The 18,608-nt window shown below is 44.0% G+C and carries 22 protein-coding genes; 18 read left to right on the forward strand and 4 right to left on the reverse strand.

The genetic code is table 11. The annotated features are described in order from the left end of the window. Positions 1-346: 346 nt before the first annotated feature. Positions 347-910, forward strand: coding sequence for a DUF1415 domain-containing protein (locus CW740_RS12015; RefSeq protein ID WP_106647756.1), 564 nt, complete (start codon positions 347-349; stop codon positions 908-910). Here the strand turns inward: CW740_RS12015 and CW740_RS12020 are convergent. From CW740_RS12020 to CW740_RS12030, 3 genes are read right to left on the reverse strand one after another with little or no spacing between them, the layout of a single operon-like run. Further along, complete coding sequence (locus CW740_RS12020) at positions 907-1,629, reverse strand: ZIP family metal transporter (RefSeq protein ID WP_106647759.1); 723 nt, start codon at positions 1,627-1,629, stop codon at positions 907-909. The genes CW740_RS12015 and CW740_RS12020 overlap by 4 nt on opposite strands. An 11-nt stretch (positions 1,630-1,640) precedes the next feature. Further along, on the reverse strand, positions 1,641-2,231 hold the full coding sequence (locus CW740_RS12025) for a uracil-DNA glycosylase family protein (RefSeq protein WP_106647762.1): 591 nt from the start codon (positions 2,229-2,231) through the stop codon (positions 1,641-1,643). Between the two features lie 15 nt (positions 2,232-2,246). Further along, a complete protein-coding gene (locus CW740_RS12030) occupies positions 2,247-3,089 on the reverse strand; it encodes an RluA family pseudouridine synthase (protein ID WP_106647765.1) in 843 nt (280 codons plus the stop codon). Positions 3,090-3,105: 16 nt separating this feature from the next. Here CW740_RS12030 and CW740_RS12035 point away from each other — a divergent pair, with 16 nt between their 5' ends. Together CW740_RS12035 and CW740_RS12040 are read left to right on the forward strand one after the other, a co-directional pair. Beyond that, a complete protein-coding gene (locus CW740_RS12035) occupies positions 3,106-3,891 on the forward strand; it encodes a class I SAM-dependent methyltransferase (RefSeq protein ID WP_106647767.1) in 786 nt (261 codons plus the stop codon). Positions 3,892-3,920: 29 nt separating this feature from the next. Then, positions 3,921-4,208 (forward strand): peptidylprolyl isomerase, encoded by a 288-nt coding sequence (locus tag CW740_RS12040; protein WP_106647770.1) that lies wholly within the window; start codon positions 3,921-3,923, stop codon positions 4,206-4,208. On the opposite strand, the gene rsmD is transcribed toward CW740_RS12040, so the two are convergent. Further along, a complete protein-coding gene (gene rsmD, locus CW740_RS12045) occupies positions 4,205-4,825 on the reverse strand; it encodes a 16S rRNA (guanine(966)-N(2))-methyltransferase RsmD (RefSeq protein ID WP_106647773.1) in 621 nt (206 codons plus the stop codon). The two genes, CW740_RS12040 and rsmD, sit on opposite strands and share 4 nt — an antisense overlap. Positions 4,826-4,955: 130 nt before the next feature. Here rsmD and ftsY point away from each other — a divergent pair, with 130 nt between their 5' ends. From ftsY to CW740_RS12120, 15 genes are all read left to right on the forward strand, one after another. Continuing rightward, entirely contained in the window at positions 4,956-6,173 is a 1,218-nt protein-coding gene (gene ftsY, locus CW740_RS12050) for a signal recognition particle-docking protein FtsY (RefSeq protein WP_106647776.1), read from the forward strand. 17 nt (positions 6,174-6,190) lie between these two features. Further along, a complete protein-coding gene (gene ftsE, locus CW740_RS12055; RefSeq protein ID WP_018623697.1) occupies positions 6,191-6,874 on the forward strand; it encodes a cell division ATP-binding protein FtsE in 684 nt (227 codons plus the stop codon). Then, entirely contained in the window at positions 6,867-7,835 is a 969-nt protein-coding gene (gene ftsX / locus CW740_RS12060; RefSeq protein WP_106647779.1) for a permease-like cell division protein FtsX, read from the forward strand. The genes ftsE and ftsX overlap by 8 nt, the downstream gene beginning before the upstream one ends. Positions 7,836-8,040: 205 nt before the next feature. Beyond that, positions 8,041-8,613 (forward strand): YceI family protein, encoded by a 573-nt coding sequence (locus CW740_RS12065; RefSeq protein WP_106647781.1) that lies wholly within the window; start codon positions 8,041-8,043, stop codon positions 8,611-8,613. 324 nt (positions 8,614-8,937) lie between these two features. Next, entirely contained in the window at positions 8,938-9,789 is an 852-nt protein-coding gene (gene rpoH / locus CW740_RS12070) for an RNA polymerase sigma factor RpoH (protein WP_106647784.1), read from the forward strand. Between the two features lie 273 nt (positions 9,790-10,062). Next, complete coding sequence (locus tag CW740_RS12075; RefSeq protein WP_106647786.1) at positions 10,063-10,857, forward strand: substrate-binding periplasmic protein; 795 nt, start codon at positions 10,063-10,065, stop codon at positions 10,855-10,857. A 144-nt stretch (positions 10,858-11,001) separates the two neighbouring features. Next, positions 11,002-11,745: a beta-ketoacyl synthase chain length factor gene (locus tag CW740_RS12080; RefSeq protein WP_106647789.1), complete on the forward strand. Its 744-nt coding sequence runs from the start codon at positions 11,002-11,004 to the stop codon at positions 11,743-11,745. After that, entirely contained in the window at positions 11,738-12,538 is an 801-nt protein-coding gene (locus CW740_RS12085) for a lysophospholipid acyltransferase family protein (RefSeq protein ID WP_106647792.1), read from the forward strand. Before CW740_RS12080 ends, CW740_RS12085 begins: the two co-directional genes overlap by 8 nt. Beyond that, on the forward strand, positions 12,513-12,776 hold the full coding sequence (locus CW740_RS12090) for a phosphopantetheine-binding protein (RefSeq protein WP_018623690.1): 264 nt from the start codon (positions 12,513-12,515) through the stop codon (positions 12,774-12,776). Before CW740_RS12085 ends, CW740_RS12090 begins: the two co-directional genes overlap by 26 nt. Beyond that, positions 12,776-13,033, forward strand: a complete 258-nt coding sequence (locus CW740_RS12095) for an acyl carrier protein (RefSeq protein ID WP_106647794.1) — start codon at positions 12,776-12,778, stop codon at positions 13,031-13,033. Before CW740_RS12090 ends, CW740_RS12095 begins: the two co-directional genes overlap by 1 nt. Further along, positions 13,033-13,599 (forward strand): COG4648 family protein, encoded by a 567-nt coding sequence (locus CW740_RS12100; RefSeq protein WP_106647797.1) that lies wholly within the window; start codon positions 13,033-13,035, stop codon positions 13,597-13,599. The genes CW740_RS12095 and CW740_RS12100 overlap by 1 nt, the downstream gene beginning before the upstream one ends. 9 nt (positions 13,600-13,608) lie before the next feature. Then, the gene (locus tag CW740_RS12105; RefSeq protein WP_106647800.1) at positions 13,609-14,955 is read left to right on the forward strand and encodes an AMP-binding protein; all 1,347 of its coding nucleotides are present in this window, start codon (positions 13,609-13,611) and stop codon (positions 14,953-14,955) included. A 2-nt stretch (positions 14,956-14,957) separates the two neighbouring features. Beyond that, on the forward strand, positions 14,958-15,332 hold the full coding sequence (locus CW740_RS12110; RefSeq protein WP_106647802.1) for an ApeI family dehydratase: 375 nt from the start codon (positions 14,958-14,960) through the stop codon (positions 15,330-15,332). An 11-nt stretch (positions 15,333-15,343) separates the two neighbouring features. Further along, positions 15,344-17,077, forward strand: coding sequence for a glycosyltransferase family 2 protein (locus CW740_RS12115; RefSeq protein ID WP_188459673.1), 1,734 nt, complete (start codon positions 15,344-15,346; stop codon positions 17,075-17,077). Then, positions 17,064-18,608 (forward strand): HAL/PAL/TAL family ammonia-lyase, encoded by a 1,545-nt coding sequence (locus CW740_RS12120; protein ID WP_106647807.1) that lies wholly within the window; start codon positions 17,064-17,066, stop codon positions 18,606-18,608. The genes CW740_RS12115 and CW740_RS12120 overlap by 14 nt, the downstream gene beginning before the upstream one ends.

Raw genomic sequence — 18,608 nt, forward strand, 5'->3', positions numbered from 1 at the left:
GCTCAACTTCCTTCGTCTCCGCCAAGCCACTTAGCGCACCGTAAAATACGTTCCATCCATGGCCCGAATTTTACTATTCAAATCTTCCACGATTTGAATTGCTATGTCTTGGCTACTACTCAGCTCAATCAAATGGGGATTTGTATGTGCTAACTAAATTAGAGATCTGTATTCATTAATAAGAACCGCTTTTTTTTATAGTATCTTAATATTTACTCTCCAGCTTTTATTTTGTCATACCGCGGCTCGACCGCGGTATCCAGTGACATTTCCAAATATTTACTTGAATGTAACAATTCCGATCATCTCTGCTATCATTAGCCAACTCTATAAAACCCTATTCATTATGCCCGACTTTTCAAATACCGACGTTATTAAAGCCACCCGTTATTGGCTAGAACACACCGTCATTGGTTTTAACTTCTGCCCTTTCGCCAAACGGGAATTTGTCCGTCAGTCCATTCGCTATTGGGTGTCAGATGCAGACAAAATTGAACAGGCGCTGGAAGATTTATTGAAAGCGATTTCAGAGCTTGAGCAAGATGCTTCAATTGAAACCACTTTAGTGATTTTGCCCAAGGGTTTTGCTGATTTTGAGGACTATCTGGATTTGTTGGACATGGCTAATGAGCTTTTGGCCATGCAGGAACTGGAAGGCATTTTTCAACTGGCCAGCTTCCATCCTGATTACTGTTTCGAAGGCCAACTCAAACATGACCCTGCCAACTATACCAACCGGTCACCTTATCCGATGCTGCATCTGCTGCGTGAGGCCAGTATTGAAAAGGCGTTAGAGTTTGTCGATGACCCCGATTCGATACCTGAAAGGAATGTTGAGTTAGCTCGTGAGAAAGGTGCTGAGGTTTTCCAAGCTATCCTGTCAAACGCAATAAGCAAACAAACAGACTAGTGCCCTACTAGCATTTCACTAAACAGCGCTAAACAAAATCCTAATATGGCTCCCAGTGGTGGAGCCCAATGTTTGTTTAGTTTTGATTGCGGTGCAATATCCTGAAAGATTAGATACAAAATCCCACCCGAGGCAAAAAGCATAATTCCACCAAGAATATCTGGATAGTCCGATAACAAATAGTAGCCAGACAGGCCTGCAATTGGACCTAGCAGTACCAGACTGAGCATGACCATCATTGTCCAATTTTTATCATTGCTCTTCTTTATTTGTTTAAGTTCACGGTAACTATTGAACCCTTCTGGTAGGTTTTGCAGTCCAATCAATATCGCCAGCAAAGGTGCAGTTTTCGCTTCAATTGCCACCATTCCACCAAGCGCGATAGCTTCTGGTACATAGTCCAACACCATTCCCATTAACTGGGGCGCTTCTCTTCGTCGCAATCCAAGTAATCGCTCGATAATAAAAAAGCAGATCCCTCCAGTTAGAAAAATAGGAATCGCCAGCATAGGTACTGAGAGTTGGTCTTTACCTTCAGGCACCAGCACCACTGCTACCGCACCAATTAAAATACCGCCACCAAACGCTATCAAAAAATGTCGGAACTCTTTTTCTAACCATTGCGGCCTGAATTTTTCAAATCGCGCCAAGAATCCTCCCAAGGGAATACAGGCACCAGCCAGGGTGGTTAAAATGATAATTGTTAATACTTCAGACATTTTGCATCCCTCTAGTTTCTAATGAGCTCCGACGCTCTCTTCCTTATAAATTTGACGACCTCTTCCTCAAACCAAGGGTTTTTCTTCAGCCAGATATTATTGCGTGGACTGGGATGTGGTAGTGGCAGGATAGGATTATCCTGTTCAATATAATGCTTCCAGTTTCTGACTGTTTCGGTGAGATTCTTTTCCTTTCTCTCAGGCAAATGCCAGTCCATCGCATATTTGCCGATTACCAATGTCAGTTCTATGTTTGGTAACTCTTTTAGTATTTTATTACGCCAGGTTGCTGCACAAATGGCCTTGGGTGCCAGATCCCCTGACTTCCCTTTACCAGGATAGCAAAAGCCCATTGGCACTACCGCCAACTTTTCCGGGTTATAGAAAGTGTCACGATTGATGCCCAACCACTCCCGCAGTCGATCGCCACTGGCATCGTCGAAAGGACGGCCTTTGTGGTGAGTGATCTGGCCCGGAGCCTGACCAGCAACCAATATTTTGGCCTTAGAACTAAATTGTAAAATTGGATTAGGACCCAGCGGCAGATCCTGACAGATAGTGCAGGCTTTAATTTCCTTCAGTAGCTGCTGGTCTTTTCGCATATTAATTGATTGGATTTATTCGAGCTGATACTGCTTTAAGTCGCCCGTTAATGGACATTTAAAGCTAAGCTGGTTGGCCAGTAATTGTAGATCGGGACTTTGATCATCGGCGGTGCCATACAGCCTGTCACCGATAATGGGAAAGCCCAAAGATGCCAGGTGAATCCGGATCTGATGTTTTCTGCCGGTTAAAATCTGCACTGACAGCAGGCTGCGATCTGACTCCGCATCATACTCTTTTACAGTCATAATACTTTTGGCAGGTTTCTTATCGATTGGTTTTTCTATGGTTATAGAATCATGAGGAAATTTGCCGCTGACCCATGCGATATAATGCTTTTCTGCCGCGCGCTTAGCGAACATAGCCGACAGTGCAGCAGCCGCTTCTTTATTATGCGCGACAATGATTAAACCTCTGGCCGCTCTATCGAGCCGATGCACCACATAGGTTTGTCGATTATAATCAAAATGCTCCTCAACCAAGCGACCAATAGAGCAGTGATCGCCCCACTTCGAACCCTGAGACCAGACCCCATAGGGCTTATGCCATACCGAGTAATCGCCCTCGTCAGCAATCAGTTGTGGCTTACTGACTGATTCGCTCAAAACCTGTTCGTTATAGTAAAGATGCAGTTCATCACCCAGACTTAAACTGGCATTCTTGCGTCGTAAGGGCCTGGCCTGTTTGCCACGAGATAACCAAACAGCCCCTTTTTTCATGGCATCTTTGACTTTCTGTTTTGACAAGCCACTGGCCTGCGCCAATAATTCGAGCGGGTTGGTATCATTCAGATCAGCAACATCTTCAAGGTTTATATGTTGCTCAATAATGGTATTCTGTGCGGGTTCTGTCATCATCTGTGAATAATTTATTGTGAAGCATGCTTTAGCTTTTTTTCAAACTGACTCTGTATCGCCACCACCTCTACTGGCGGATTTGCCAGTGATCACTGATGCAAGCGAACTGGAATCATTTGCTGGCTACTTCTGTTTTGAGCCAAAGGATGCCAATCAAGTGTTACATTTTTACGCCAAGCTGGATGGACATGCAACCGGCTTTTCTCTGGACTTTACTCAGGGAGCCATTGCCTGGCGCCGTTCACATGGCGGTGGGCGCAAACAACAGATTGCCAAAGCCTGTGGATTAAAGCATAACTGGCAGCCCTCAATCCTCGATGCAACGGGCGGGCTTGGTCGTGATGCCTCTGAATTACGCAATCTTGGATGCCGCCTGCGATTGATTGAGCGTTCACCCTATGTTGCGGCCCTGCTACAGGACGCCATCGCCCGCGCTGCAAGCCATCCCGAAACTCATGAGCTATTCGCGAGTGATTTTCTGTTAATTCAGGGCCAGGCCAATGAACTGATTCCGCAGCTGTCGACTGAGCAGCAACCCGATATCATTTATCTCGACCCCATGTTTCCGCCACGCAACAAAAGTGCTGCAGTAAAAAAAGAGATGAGGCTAGTGAAATTGCTGGTTGGTGAAGATCTTGATGCGGATGAGCTATTACCATTAGCGCATGAACATGCAAAATATCGTGTGGTCGTTAAACGGCCCAGTTACGCGCCCTATCTCAACCAACAAAAACCTTCAATGAGCATTGAAAGCAAGGCCAATCGCTTTGATGTTTATGTTAAACAAGCTATCCCAAGTTAAGCTGAATCGAATGAATTTAAGGAATCCTCATGGCTAAAGCATCTGCCTTACACATATTGGTTAAGACTGAAAAGGAGGCCCTGGCTCTTAAGGCCAAGATTGAAAAAGGCGCCGATTTTTATCAGCTGGCTAAACGTCACTCCATGTGCCCCTCAAAAAAACAAGGGGGTGACTTAGGTGAATTCCGTCGCGGCCAGATGGTTAAGCCCTTTGATAATGCTGTATTTGCCAAAGGCAGTGAAGACAAGCCCTTAATTGGCCCGGTTAAAACACGGTTTGGTTACCACTTGATTAAAGTGTTGTATAAAAGCGGTTAACCGGCAGCGTTTACTTCAAACAACTTATACTGTAGCTGCCCTGCTTTCTTATCTTTTAATTCTATCCAGCTCTCTGGCACACTGAGCTCAAGCCCCTGCTCTACTTCAATATAAATCATCGTTTCAGGCTTGAGCCAATGGGCCGTTGCCAATTGCTCGATGACTCTTTGGGCTATCCCTTTATGAAACGGCGGATCCAGGAAAATTATATCGAATTCCTGGTCATTATTTTCAATGAAGTCGAAAGCATCACCATGCATCACATAGGCATTGTCTGCATTAACCAGCCCAAGATTTTCTTCCAGCTGATGGAAAGCTTTGAGATTCAGCTCGACAAACTGAACATTGGTTGCGCCTCGTGAAAGAGCTTCGATGCCAATCGCCCCAGAGCCAGCGAACAGGTCAAGACAGTTTGCACCGTGGATATCATTCTGCAGCCAGTTAAACAGGGTCTCGCGAATTCTATCGAGGCTTGGTCTTAAGCCTTCAACTTCAATAAAACGAAGTTTGCGGCCCTTCCACTTGCCGCCAATGACACGAAACTGGCCCACTTTTTTGGCGTGGGGAGAGGAAGATTTCTTTTTACTTTGTTCTACAATCTTATTTCGATTAGCCATAAGTGGCCTCTTCTACACTGGTGCTCGAGCTTGCTCTGTCAGTGCACTGCAAATCTCTTACGCACCTGCCTTGAAAGTGATAGGATAACGCCTTTATAAAGTTTAACAAGTCATTGATAACGTCACTGCCATGAGCGACTCAAAATCTAAAGATAAATCAAAACGCGGCCTATTTGGCTGGTTTGGCAAAAAAGACTCTACTGAATCATCATCTCAATTTGAAAGCGAGCACTCTCCTGAAGAAGAAGTTCTCGAAGAAGCCGAGCATCAGCTTGAAGAGCAAATAGAGGAACAGGTCGAGCAAGATATCGAAGAGGCTTATGAGCATCAGGTTCAGCACGAAGAGCAAATTGAATCTTCAGCTCCAACACTTATTGAGCAAAACCAACAGGATGCAGACCAGGAGCCCACTGAGAAAAAGGGCTTTTTTGCCCGCCTCAAAGCCGGTCTTAGCCGTACCCGCGGGCAGCTAGCAGATAGCTTGGCCAACCTGGTTCTTGGTAGTAAAGTAATCGATGACGATCTACTGGAAGACATTGAAACCCAATTATTGATGGCTGATGTTGGCGTCAGCGCCACCCGCAAAATTATCGATGACTTAACCGAAAAGGCAGCCCGTAAGGAACTTAAAGACCCGCAGGCATTGATGGAGCGTCTTCGTGAGCTGCTCTCAGAAATTATTGAGCCTTGCAGCAAGCCGCTAGAACTGACGCACAAACCTTTTGTCATCCTGATGGTTGGGGTCAATGGTGTTGGTAAAACTACCACTATAGGTAAGCTGGCTAAGAAATTCCAAAGCGAAGGTAAGTCGGTGATGTTGGCCGCTGGCGATACTTTCCGCGCCGCAGCTGTCGAGCAATTGCAGGTGTGGGGTGAACGCAATAATATCCATGTCACTGCACAACACACTGGCGCTGATAGTGCTTCAGTTATTTTTGACGCCTTACAGGCTGCCCAGGCTCGTAATATTGATGTTTTAATCGCTGATACCGCAGGACGTCTGCATACCAAGTCCAATCTGATGGATGAGCTGGCGAAAGTTAAGCGGGTCATGCAAAAGCTGGATCCTAGCGCACCGCACGAAACAATGTTGGTGGTTGATGCAGGCACTGGTCAGAATGCATTGAACCAGGCCGAACACTTTAATAAAGCAGTACCACTTAGCGGAATTACCATCACCAAGCTGGATGGAACGGCAAAAGGTGGTATCATTTTTGCATTGGCAGATAAAATGAAAACGCCAATACGTTTTATTGGGGTAGGCGAAAGCATTGATGATTTGCGTGAGTTCAATGGTCAGGATTTTATTCAGGCGCTTTTCGCAACTAACGACAATGCAGAAAAATAACTAATTACTCATAATCTATGATTGAATTTCACCAGGTTTTTAAACGCTATGAAGGTGGTCACGAGGCACTCAAAGGGGTGAGCTTCGAACTGCCTGCTGGTGAAATGGCATTTTTGACCGGTCATAGTGGCGCGGGTAAAAGTACCCTGTTGAAATTAATCGCTCTGATGGAACGCCCTACTCGCGGTCAGGTCATTCTTGATGGGCAAAATATCAGCAAGGTTAAAGATCGTCATATTCCCTATCATCGCCGTAAAATTGGCATGATTTTTCAGGATCATCGCCTGTTATTTGACCGCACCGTCTTTGATAATGTCGCCCTACCCTTAATTATTGCTGGCGTTTCTGACCGTGATATTCCAAAACGCGTAAGAGCGGCACTGGACAAGGTCGGCCTGCTCAGCAAAGAAAAGCAATTACCGATTCAATTGTCTGGCGGTGAACAGCAACGCGTGGGAATTGCCCGCGCAGTGGTCAATAAGCCCCCGCTGCTTCTGGCGGATGAGCCAACCGGTAATCTGGATCCTGAATTATCAGCCGATATTATGAATCTGTTTGCCGAATTTAATCAGGTCGGCGTGTCGGTTCTCATTGCCTCACACGACCTGGCTTTGATCGCCCGTATGCGACACCCGGTCATTACCTTAAAAGAAGGACGTACCATTCGCAACGAACTGGCAGAGGCAGCTTTCGATGAGTAAGAGTAGTCGCCAGAACACCACCTATAAGATCAGTTTTATCGATCGTTTCAGAATGGCCATCTCATTGCATAAGAAGAATGCGATGACTACCCTACTGGATGTTTTTCGCCATCCGGCAAACAGCCTTCTTACTATTCTCGTATTAGCGATAGCATTAGCACTTCCAAGTGCATTTTATGTTTTCAGCTCCAATGCCAAGGCGATCAGCAGCAACTGGAGCGGTGGCGTGCAAATGGCGCTGTTTCTTAAAGATAACGTCAATCAGCAGCAAAGAGCCGATCTGATTCAAGAGTTGAGTTTCCGTCCTGAGTTCAAAGAAGTGGTGCTAGTTCCAAAAGAAGATGCCATAGAAGAATTCAAGCAACAGTCAGGATTTGGCAACGCTCTGGACTACCTCAATGAAAATCCGTTGCCGGACAGTATCATTCTGACGCCCTATGAAACCCATGCCGATGCAGACTCGCTCGAGCAATTAGCTCAGGAGCTTGAACAAAATCCAATGGTCGATATCGCCCAGCTGGATATGGCTTGGATTCAACGTTACCAGGCGATTCTTGAAATTTCTCAAAAAATAGGCACTTTTGTCAGCATTTTGCTCGCTTTTGGCGTCCTATTGATTGTCGGCAACACCATTAGGTTAGCTATTCTTAACCGTCGTGAGGAAATCCAGGTAATAAAACTGGTTGGCGCGACTGATGCCTTTATTAGACGCCCTTTTCTGTACAGTGGCTTCTGGTACGGTTTGATAGCTGCCCTGCTCGCTGCTCTGATGGTTAATATTGTATTGTTTCTGCTGTTACAACCATCTTCCACTCTGGCTGAGCTCTATAACAGTGGCTTTTCATTGATTGGACTGGCTCCAACACAGACTTTGTCATTGTTAGCTATCGGCTCTGCGCTTGGCCTATTCGGTGCCTGGTTCTCTGTTAGCAAACACCTCAAGGATATTCAGCCCACTTAGTTTGCACTTGTTTCTATATCTAAGGTCAGTCTAATTGTGCTTTTCACTTTTTTATCACAGCTTTGCCTTACACTAACCATCACTGTTATTCATACCGAAGCTATTCTCTGAAGTAATACTCATAATTCTTTTATGCTATTTGCTTATAGTCTTTAAGCTTGTTTGAATAGACATCGTTATTATCAACTGGAAAAGGAAACTCATTATGAAATCATTATTAGCGTTTGCAGCTAGCGCAATGGCATTGATTGCTACCGCCAATGCCAAGCCAGCTGTCTATGAATTTGATACGGTTCACAGCCAAATTATATTTAAAGTCAATCACTTAGGTTACTCTAACTCATATGGTAAGTTCCGTGCCTTTGAAGGTACTTTAAGCTTTGATCCAGAAGACTGGTCAACCGCTCAGACAGAAGTATCCATCAATACTAAAAGCATCGATCTGGAAAATAAGAAATGGAATGATCACATGCGTAGCGCTGACTTTTTCGACGTTGAGCAGTTTCCTGCCATGACTTTCAAAAGCACCAAACTGGAAAAAACCGGCGAGAATACCGGTAAATTACATGGTGATTTAACAATTTTAGGCACCACCAAGCCAATCACCCTTGATTTAACCTTAAATCAAGCAGGCATCCACCCAATGAGCGAAGAACCACATGTTGGCTTTTCAGCGACAGGTTCAATCAAACGCTCAGAATTCGGCATGATTTATGGTGTACCGGCAGTAGGCGACGATGTTCATATCATCATCGAAGTAGAAGCTTCTGCTAAATAACAGCTCCCTTCTTAGCCCTGGTTCCTGCTAACTGACTGTTTTTTGGTCTGGCAGGAACCCCCTTTATTAGCCTGTTAATGTCCTGTTACAAAGCTAGCCTCAGACTTTAAGAAGTTTCACTTTATTTATGAATACGATAGGTGTAGGTTACTTCTTTCAGGGATACAAATGACCCGCCAGGCCTTATAGAATCTCGCCTAGCCCATCAATTTTGTATTGAACTTTTTTTTGAATTAGCACTCTTAGGTTCAGAGTGCCAAAATATTAGCACTCTCAGTTAAACAGTGCTAATATTGGTCAATCTTTATCACTCGGAGGGAATGCATGAGCAATATTCCAATGAACATGGCGTTAGCCGTTCCAACAGGCAGTATTGATGGTTATATCAGTACCGTCAGTGCTATTCCTGTCCTTTCCGTTGAAGAAGAACAAAAATTAGCATATCAGTTTCATGACCATAACGACCTTGAAGCTGCCCGCCAGTTAGTAATGGCTCACTTACGCTTTGTGGTACATATTGCAAGAAGTTATAGTGGTTATGGTTTGCCACAGGCCGATTTAATCCAAGAAGGTAATATTGGCCTGATGAAAGCAGTTAAGCGCTTTGATCCTAGCGTTGGCGTGCGTCTAGTGTCCTTTGCTGTACACTGGATTAAAGCCGAGATCCACGAATATGTATTGCGTAACTGGCGAATTGTCAAAGTTGCAACCACAAAGGCGCAACGCAAATTATTCTTTAATCTACGCTCTAAAAAGAAAACCTTAAACTGGCTTAACAATGATGAAATCAATGCAGTCGCTCAGGATCTAGGGGTAAGCGAAGAAGAAGTCAGACGTATGGAAGGGCGCCTGAATGCCCATGATGCTTCATTTGATGCACCACATGCCAGCGATGACGATGATGCAGTGTATGCTCCGGTTCATTATCTTGAGTCACCAAACTCCGATCCGGCGGTAGCCATTGAACAGGAAGATTGGCAGGATCAGCGTGAAACTCGACTACTATCTGCCTTGAAAACTCTGGATGAAAGAAGCCAGGATATCTTGCAACAGCGCTGGCTAAATGACCAAAAAGCAACTTTGCATGATTTAGCAGATAAATATGGTGTTTCAGCTGAGCGTATTCGTCAGCTTGAGAAAAACGCCATGAATAAAATCAAGAATGCTATTAGCTAATTTCAGTTAATTGCATAGATTTTACATTTATGTTCAAAAGCGACCAAATTGGTCGCTTTTTTTATGCCAGGTCGCTTTAGTCATCCATTCTGAAAAATTTACACCTTTAAGTCACTTTTGGTTTGTTTTTTGCACCAATTGTCGACAATTCAAGCAACTATAGCTCACTTTTCATCCCGTTTGTCGGCTTTTTATACAACAAATACTTGATCCAGTTCACATTTAGTAGCAAGATGAAGCTGTGATTATAATTAAAAAGCTTGGGGAGGCTTTATGAATCGTCTAAGCACCTTTTTGTTTGTTAGTACATTTTTACTTGTGGCTTGCGGAGGAGGGGATACCAATCCTGCAGCTACAGAAACGAGCACCGCAAAAAACTATGATTGTGTGATCAAATATGGCTGGGAGCCACGTCCACCTTATCAATTTCTTCATAATGGCGAGATGCAGGGCATCGATATCGAAATTTTCAAGAAAGCTGCCGATGCTACTCAATGTAATATTCAATACGTTCAGAAAAGCTGGACCGAGTTGTTAACAGCCCTTGAGAATGGCGAGATTGATGTTCTTGGAGGGGCAACTGAAACTCCTGAACGTAAAGTATATGCTGACTTTTCAGTTCCTTACCGTAGCGAATCCTTCTCCTTGTTCGTCCGCTCGACCAATGATTATCAGGGCGGTAAGCTGGCAGGATTTTTAAGTGGTGGCAACAAAGTAGGAATCACTAACGATTACTATTATGGCGAAGATGTTTATAACTTGATGAATCATCCTCAGTATGGCCCCTTATTCATTGACGGCAACTCAGGAGAGCAGAGTTTCTATAATGTAATCTACAGTACGATTGATGGTGTTCTGACTGACCCAGTAGAAGGTCGTTATATCATTAAACGCAAAGGCCTTGAGTCACAGGTGAAAGAGTCCAACATCAAAATTCCAAGTGATAATGTCTCTTTCATGTTCAGCAAAAAAGGGCTAACACCGGAAAAGTCTAAAGCGTTACAAGACACCATTAAGACTTTGGTTACCGGTAATGAAGTGAATCCGATAGTAGCTAAGTATCAGTAATTCTTAACGCTGTTTTTAAGCCACCTGCGGGTGGCTTTTTTATTAGCTACTTGCCATATATCACGGGCCTTTCGTTTGAAGAAGCCCCTTAAATCGGCTAGACTCTCGCCAGTTAACGACTTTTAATAACAAGATAGACTATATATGCATAATATAACTATAAAACTGGGAGTTCTATCTTCATATTGTTGGATTGATCCTGGATACAAAGAGTCATGTAACCTGCCATCGCTAACGGATCATGCTGATTTCGACCCGATTACTCTTAAACAAATACCTCCTATTAAACGGCGTCGCCTGAGCGGTCTTAGCAAATTGGCGATGCACACTTCTCTCAATTGTATTGAGCAGGCAGTTTCCAGTTCAGAAGAATGCCTGAGTGTCTTTGCTTCCCAGCATGGCGAGCTCAATCGCACCGTCAGCATTGTGGATAGCATGTTTCAAGAGCATGAAGTGTCACCAAAGGATTTCAGCTTATCGGTTCATAATGCCTCATTGGGTCTTTTCTCCATCTTCACAAAAAACAAACAGGCAGGGACCAGCATTGCCGCCGGCCCAGACACCTTTGGTTATGCATTGCTTGAAAGCTATAATTTGTTGCAAAGATTTCCGGAAAAGCAGGTCCTGTTAACCTGCTTTGATCTTGAGGTTAGCCACCCTTTATCCGAGCTTCAGAAAAAACTTTACCCCAGTTACAGTCTTTCGTTATTGCTAACCAGCCCCAATGCCGCGCCATCTAGCATTGGCCTGTCGTTTGAGCCACAATCAAATTTGCAGGTACCGGAGTTACCAATGGCTCTGGCATTTTATGATTTTTTACTTAAAGAAACCCCTTCAATAGCCATAACTACGGATGATACAAGCTGGAAATTCATAAAGAATGTTTAATAAAATCAATTACATTTGGCGTGTTTTTGCCACCGGCCTATCTTTCACTACCTTTGGTATTGGCGGACTTTTATTATCCCTGATAGTGTTTCCAATCATCGCTCTTTTTAACCGAGATCCCTTAGTTCGAAAACGTAAAGCCCGCTATCTCATTCATCGCTCCTGGTATATTTTTATTCGATTTATGCAGGCGTTGGGAATCTTCAGGTTCGACTTATCTGCCGCCAAAGAACAGCTGGAAGGCATCCAGGGTAAAATCGTTATTGCCAATCACCCGACTTTGATTGACGTTGTAGCACTGATTTCATTAATTCCGAATGCCGATTGCGTTGTAAAGCAGGGGCTCTGGAATAACTTTTTCCTTAAACGGGTAGTGCGTGTCGCTGATTTCATCAACAATGACCAGGATGTAAATAAACTCATCCAAAACTGTAAAATAAGCCTGCAGGAAGGTTATAATCTCGTGATATTTCCTGAGGGTACTCGGACTGTTCCGAATAAACCGATTAAACTGCAGCGCGGAGCAGCCAATATTGCTATACGTTGTCAGACTAATCTGTTACCGGTAATTATTGACTGTGACCCTACCACACTAACTAAACAAGAAAAGTGGTATCAAATCCCTGACCGCAAAGCATACTTTACGATGAGGGTTGTAGAGGAAATTGACATTACTCCGTTCATTAACCAAGAAAAAAATGAATCAATCGCGGCAAGACGATTAACGGAGCATATTAAGACTGTTCTAAAAGAGGAAGTGGCACAAAATGAAATCCTTAGAAACCGAGATTAAAGAGATCATTATCGATTCTCTTGATCTTGAAGATATTAGCATTGATGACATAGAAACTGATGAGCCATTATTCGGCGACGGGTTAGGTCTTGATTCCATCGATGCGCTTGAATTGGGGCTGGCAATAAAAAAGCAATTCAATATTAAACTGGATTCTGACTCTGAAGAGTCAAAAAAGCATTTTTATTCAGTAGGTACTCTTGCTTCGTTTATTGAACAACAAAGAGGGGCTAACTGATGGCTAAATTTGATACCAAGGATCACATCTATCAAGAGCTGGTTACCATTCTGGTCGACGATTTTGAAGTTGATGGTGATGATATTACCCTCGAAGCTAATTTATACACTGACCTTGATTTAGACAGCATCGATACGGTTGATCTGGTGATTAAGCTTCAGGAAATGACGGGTAAATCAGTCAATCCTGAGACCTTTAAAGCGGTTCGTACCATGCAGCATGTGGTTGATGCAGTTTATGATCTAGTCCACAACTGATGCTCCATCACCTGCTTAAATTTCTTATTGCCTTTGCGGTATTGCTGTATCCCGTTGCGGTTTATTTCGGTTTACAGCATCTGCAACCTAAAACAATCGCTATCATACTTGCTGTCCTGGTTTTACTTCGCGGCTTCTTAGCTCGTAGCAAGCTCATGGAAACCATGAAGGGTCTTTGGCTGATTGTATTGGTAACAGGACTCTCTGTAGCAGGATTAAGTTTTATACTGAACTCAACGCTTGGCCTGAAATTATATCCAGTCATTGTCACTGGTAGTTTTTTGGCCATTTTCAGTTATAGCCTGTATGCCCCACCAACAATCATAGAACGCTTTGCTCGTCTGCAAACCAGCGAGCTTCCACCTGAAGCTATTCCCTATACTACTAGGGTAACTAAAATATGGTGTCTCTTTTTTGTTTTGAACATCCTGGTTTCCTTATATACCGTTTTTTTCACCACAGTTGAAATATGGGCACTGTACAACGGGTTAATTTCCTATCTGCTCATGGGGTTATTGTTTATTGGGGAGTGGGGCTATCGTCGCCTCGTACTTAAGAAGGCCTGAGGTGGATCCATGGAAGCATTGGACAAACTCTATCAGCTAATACAAACCAATGATGATCATTGTGTTGCGTATGATAAGCAGCAGCAATATTCACATTCTCGCTTTCGTCAGGATCTGGCCAGAGCCATTAACAACATCCAACAGTATCCACATCAACGCTACCTCCTTTTTACCGATCATAGCTATACTTTTGCGGTAAATCTTATTGCATTATTTCTGTTACAGAAAAATGTAGTTCTTACCGCTAACGTAAAATCTGATTGGTTAAGCCAAATTAGCCACCATTTTGATGCGATTATTGGTGATGCTACATTAGAGCCTTTACTGGCAGGTGATCACTTTCACACACCTGAATTAAAGCAAGCTGACCTAGATCTAGCCGTAACTATACCCACACAACTGGACAACAGTCTGACGTTTTTTACTTCAGGCTCTACCAGCCAACCGAAAGCTATCAGTAAAACAATTCAACAATTATTAACTGAAGTCAGTTGCATTCATTCAATATTTGGCTCGAGTGTTTCCAGTTGCACTTTTTTATCAACCGTTTCTCATCACCATATTTATGGCCTCATCTTCAGGTTGCTCTGGCCATTATTATATCGGTTTCCATTTTATGCGGAGATTGTGCTGTATCAGGAGCAGCTGAGATCACTGTATCGACCTCTCTCTGAAGTCTGCCTGATTTCAAGCCCCGCATTTTTATCAAGACAGGATCATGAGCTTGAAGCTATCGAGTTAACACAATGTTTTAGTTCAGGTAGCTTATTGAGTGAAGCAGCAGCCCAAGCATCTTATGAACAACTGGGGATCTTCCCGGTTGAAGTTTTTGGTAGCACTGAAACCGGAGGCATAGGTTACCGCACCCAGAGTGAGAGTCAGGCCTGCTGGACTTTCTTTCCTGGTATGTCCATGCAGCAGAATGCAGAAGGAATAACTATTCTTTCATCACCATACTTAAGCGCCCCCTATCAACTGGATGACGATATCGAGCTGCTTCCAACTGGCCAGTTTCGAATACTGGGCAGACTGGATCGAGTCGTGAAAATTGAGGAAAAGCGTGTCTCCCTGGATGCCATAGAAACAACACTTCTAGAGTCCTCTTTAGTCAATGCAGCAAAAGTCGTTGTCCTACAGCACCATAGAACCTATTTGGGAGCGGTAATTGTTTTGAGTGAAACTGGCCGCCAGCTTCTTAACAGCCATGGCAAACATTATATCAATCAACGCCTTAGATCGGAGCTTGCTGAACGTTATGAAGCCGTTGCCATACCAAGAAAATGGCGTTACCTTGAACAGCTACCCTATAACTCACAAGGTAAGCTAACCCTGGATCAACTGATGGGGCTTTTTTAAATATGGATTACCCTGAAATATTGTCTCAGAATGCTGGTGACCACAGTGTATTGCTAGAATTAGATATCAAGCCTGCACTTGATGCCTTTGAAGGTCATTTTGATCAGTTCCCGATTGTGCCCGGCGTAGTACAGATTGGGTGGTCTCTTCATTTTTTTAATCAGCTGCTGGCGACCAACCTTAACCCAGAAAAAAGGGCAGTCATCGACAAGATTTCAGCACTAAAATTTCAGCACGTGATCACACCAAATACGCCTGTTTCGCTTGAATTGGCTCATGACCTTAATAAACAGCAGCTTTCTTTTCGATTTTTTAATCATGACCATCAATTTTCATCAGGGAAAATACATCTTGATGATTGCCAAAATTCAGCTTAGCCAAACTCCTGATGAAATCTTCTTACTGTATCGTTATCCCAAACTATAACCACACTCAGCATATTGATGGGGTACTGCAATCTGTCGCTGACTTATCTCTTCCGGTAATTATGGTGAATGATGGAAGCGATACATCAACCAGCCACTATCTTAATCAACTTCCAAACAACTATCCCTTTCTTCAAGTCATTAACCTTGAACAAAATTCCGGAAAGGGCGGGGCAGTCATGGCTGGGTTTATTGAAGCCCATAAGCAAGGCTATACTCATGCCATACAGGTTGATGCTGATGGGCAGCATAATCTGAAGGATATTCCTAACTTTATTAGCCTCAGCCAGAACAACCCAGATGCAGTTATCTGTGGAATTCCTGATTATGATGAGTCAGTTCCTCTTGGTCGTTTGATTCCACGTTATATCACTCACTTCTGGGTTTGGGTTGAAACTCTGTCATTCAAGATTAAGGATTCGATGTGTGGCTATCGACTGTACCCGTTGGAGACTACAGTAGCCTTAATCCAATCAACCTCGATTGGCCAGCGCATGGATTTCGACACCGAAATCCTGGTCAAACTATATTGGCAGTCAGTTGAGATCATCAACTTTCCAACCAAAGTGATTTACCCCGAAGATGGCTCTTCCCACTTCAGGATGTTCAAAGACAACTGGTTAATTACAAAAATGCATACCAAACTCTTTTTTGGCATGCTGCCGCGCGCACCGGGTCTCATTGCACGTCACTTCAAAAAAAAATCCAGACCCGATAGCCATTGGTCTGCTACCGAAGAAAGAGGCTCAACCTTGGGGATACAGATACTGGTCTGGCTGTATCGAATTTTTGGGCAGTGGCTGTTTAGAGTCGCATTGAACCCGGTTATTGCCTACTTCGTGCTAACTGGCAATAAGGCTCGCCGAGCGTCTTACCAATATTTGCGTCAAATTAATCAGTACACGGGCTCAAGCAAAAAAGTTCGCTGGTATCATGTCTATAAACATTTTTATCAGTTTGGCTTAGCTGCGGTCGATAAAATTAGAGGCTGGCTGGGAGATGTACATCTGTCTGATATTGTGTTTCATCACGCAGATGTTTTTGCCCAACTGCGTAACAATAAGAGTCCGCAGGGTGCTGTCTTCATCGGTTCGCACCTGGGTAATCTTGAACTGTGTCGCGCTATCGGTGAATCCGACTCTTCCCTGAAGATTAATGCCCTGGTATTTACCAAGCATGCCTTGAAATTCCAGAAAGCTCTAGAAAAATTTAATCCAAAAGCATCGGTAAACCTTATACAGGTCGACACAATGGGGGCTGACACTGCCATAGAACTTAAACAGAAAGTAGAGGCTGGTGAGATCGTCATTATCGTCGGCGACAGAACTTCGGTAACCCAATATGGACGCGTGAATTATGCTCCTTTCCTGGATCAGCCGGCTCCCTTTTCTCAGGGACCCTTTATCCTGGCCAGTTTACTCGAATGTCCAACCTATCTTTTATTCTGTCTTAAACAATCCGGTCAGTATCACCTATACCTGGAACCCTTTGCGGACAGCCTGAAACTTGCTAGAACTAATAAAAACGAGCAGTTACAATCCATCATTACAGATTACGCAAAAAGGCTGGAGCATTATTGCCTAAAAGCCCCTTATCAATGGTTTAATTTTTATAATTTCTGGCAAAAAGATGACGTTAACTATATTCAGCGTAATACCATAAACACTCAAGAGAAGAATAACCGTGACAACCAATAAACCGAACATTACATTTGGTCAGCAACCACTCACAATCCAGGATATTAATCAGCTAGCTCAGCGCAACGCGACAGCATCGCTAAACTGCGATCCTCAATTTAAGGCGCGTATAGAGCAGGGTGCTGACTTTATTAAGACTCTGTTGCGGGAAGATGGTGTTATTTATGGCGTTACGACAGGATATGGTGACTCAGTTACTACACAGGTGCCATTAGCCAATGTTCCGGAACTCCCTTTGCACCTGACCAGGTTCCATGGCTGTGGGCTTGGCAATATCTTTAATGCCCAGCAAACCCGCGCCATTCTAGCCACCCGGCTAGCCTCTCTGTGTCAGGGATATTCAGGTGTCAGCTGGCAACTGTTAGAGCAATTAAATCGACTGCTGGAACACGATATTCTTCCACGCATCCCAGAAGAAGGATCTGTAGGTGCCAGCGGCGACCTGACCCCGCTATCTTATGTGGCTGCAGCTCTGATTGGTGAGCGCGACGTTATGTTTGATGGTGCAATAAAGCCTGCACAAGAAGTCTTTCAGGATCTTGGCATAGAGCCTATCCGTTTACAGCCAAAAGAAGGGCTGGCGGTCATGAATGGTACAGCGGTCATGACAGCCCTGGCCTGTCTGGCCTATAGCCGTGCCGAATACTTGATTCAGTTATGCTCGCGCATTACTTCTTTATGCTCCATTGCATTACAGGGTAATAGCGCGCACTTTGATGATATTTTATTCTCAGTAAAACCTCACCCTGGGCAAAATCAGGTGGCAGCCTGGATCCGTGACGATCTGAACCACCACAAACACCCAAGGAATTCCGAACGTCTACAGGATCGTTACTCCATCCGCTGTGCGCCACATATTATCGGTGCATTGAACGATGCCATGCCCTGGTTCAAGCAGGTCATCGAAACTGAATTAAACAGTGCTAATGATAATCCTATTATTGATGGCGAAGGACAGCATGTTCTGCATGGTGGTCATTTCTATGGTGGTCATATCGCTATGGTGATGGATACTATGAAAACAGGTGTCGCCAATCTGGCTGATCTGATGGATCGACAAATGGCCCTGTTAATGGATAACAAGTTCAATCATGGATTACCGAACAATTTATCGGCTGCAACTGAAGACAGAAAGCCATTAAATCATGGTTTTAAGGCGGTACAAATCGGCATCAGCGCCTGGACTGCTGAAGCTCTTAAAGTAACCATGCCAGCCAGTGTTTTTTCTCGCTCAACCGAGTGCCATAACCAGGATAAAGTCAGTATGGGCACTATCGCTGCCAGAGATTGTTTACGGATTTTAGAGTTAACCGAACAGGTTGCCGCAGCTTCTTTGATGGCAGCAAGTCAGGCAGTTCAGTTACGCATTCGCCAGGATCAGCTGCAGGAGTCATCTCTCTCCGAAAATGTTTTGCAGACATTACAAGAAGTGTTCGAGCGTTTTGAACTGGTCAGTGAAGATCGTCCTCTTGAGAATGAGTTACGCCAGTTTGTGGCTTTGATTCAGGATCAGCATTGGAGCACTTATTAA

Source organism: Kangiella profundi, assembly GCF_002838765.1.
Lineage (GTDB): Bacteria > Pseudomonadota > Gammaproteobacteria > Enterobacterales > Kangiellaceae > Kangiella > Kangiella profundi.

Bases quoted from the DNA above. Each gene is read 5' to 3' on its own strand.
- CW740_RS12080 (WP_106647789.1), top strand. From the start codon at position 11,002: ATGCATAATATAACTATAAAACTGGGAGTTCTATCTTCATATTGTTGG.
- CW740_RS12115 (WP_188459673.1), top strand. From the start codon at position 15,344: ATGAAATCTTCTTACTGTATCGTTATCCCAAACTATAACCACACTCAG.
- CW740_RS12100 (WP_106647797.1), top strand. From the start codon at position 13,033: ATGCTCCATCACCTGCTTAAATTTCTTATTGCCTTTGCGGTATTGCTG.
- CW740_RS12110 (WP_106647802.1), top strand. From the start codon at position 14,958: ATGGATTACCCTGAAATATTGTCTCAGAATGCTGGTGACCACAGTGTA.
- CW740_RS12030 (WP_106647765.1), bottom strand. From the start codon at position 3,089: ATGATGACAGAACCCGCACAGAATACCATTATTGAGCAACATATAAAC.
- CW740_RS12020 (WP_106647759.1), bottom strand. From the start codon at position 1,629: ATGTCTGAAGTATTAACAATTATCATTTTAACCACCCTGGCTGGTGCC.
- CW740_RS12090 (WP_018623690.1), top strand. From the start codon at position 12,513: ATGAAATCCTTAGAAACCGAGATTAAAGAGATCATTATCGATTCTCTT.
- CW740_RS12095 (WP_106647794.1), top strand. From the start codon at position 12,776: ATGGCTAAATTTGATACCAAGGATCACATCTATCAAGAGCTGGTTACC.
- CW740_RS12025 (WP_106647762.1), bottom strand. From the start codon at position 2,231: ATGCGAAAAGACCAGCAGCTACTGAAGGAAATTAAAGCCTGCACTATC.
- CW740_RS12040 (WP_106647770.1), top strand. From the start codon at position 3,921: ATGGCTAAAGCATCTGCCTTACACATATTGGTTAAGACTGAAAAGGAG.
- CW740_RS12075 (WP_106647786.1), top strand. From the start codon at position 10,063: ATGAATCGTCTAAGCACCTTTTTGTTTGTTAGTACATTTTTACTTGTG.
- CW740_RS12105 (WP_106647800.1), top strand. From the start codon at position 13,609: ATGGAAGCATTGGACAAACTCTATCAGCTAATACAAACCAATGATGAT.
- ftsE (WP_018623697.1), top strand. From the start codon at position 6,191: ATGATTGAATTTCACCAGGTTTTTAAACGCTATGAAGGTGGTCACGAG.
- CW740_RS12015 (WP_106647756.1), top strand. From the start codon at position 347: ATGCCCGACTTTTCAAATACCGACGTTATTAAAGCCACCCGTTATTGG.
- ftsX (WP_106647779.1), top strand. From the start codon at position 6,867: ATGAGTAAGAGTAGTCGCCAGAACACCACCTATAAGATCAGTTTTATC.
- rpoH (WP_106647784.1), top strand. From the start codon at position 8,938: ATGAGCAATATTCCAATGAACATGGCGTTAGCCGTTCCAACAGGCAGT.
- CW740_RS12065 (WP_106647781.1), top strand. From the start codon at position 8,041: ATGAAATCATTATTAGCGTTTGCAGCTAGCGCAATGGCATTGATTGCT.
- ftsY (WP_106647776.1), top strand. From the start codon at position 4,956: ATGAGCGACTCAAAATCTAAAGATAAATCAAAACGCGGCCTATTTGGC.
- rsmD (WP_106647773.1), bottom strand. From the start codon at position 4,825: ATGGCTAATCGAAATAAGATTGTAGAACAAAGTAAAAAGAAATCTTCC.
- CW740_RS12085 (WP_106647792.1), top strand. From the start codon at position 11,738: ATGTTTAATAAAATCAATTACATTTGGCGTGTTTTTGCCACCGGCCTA.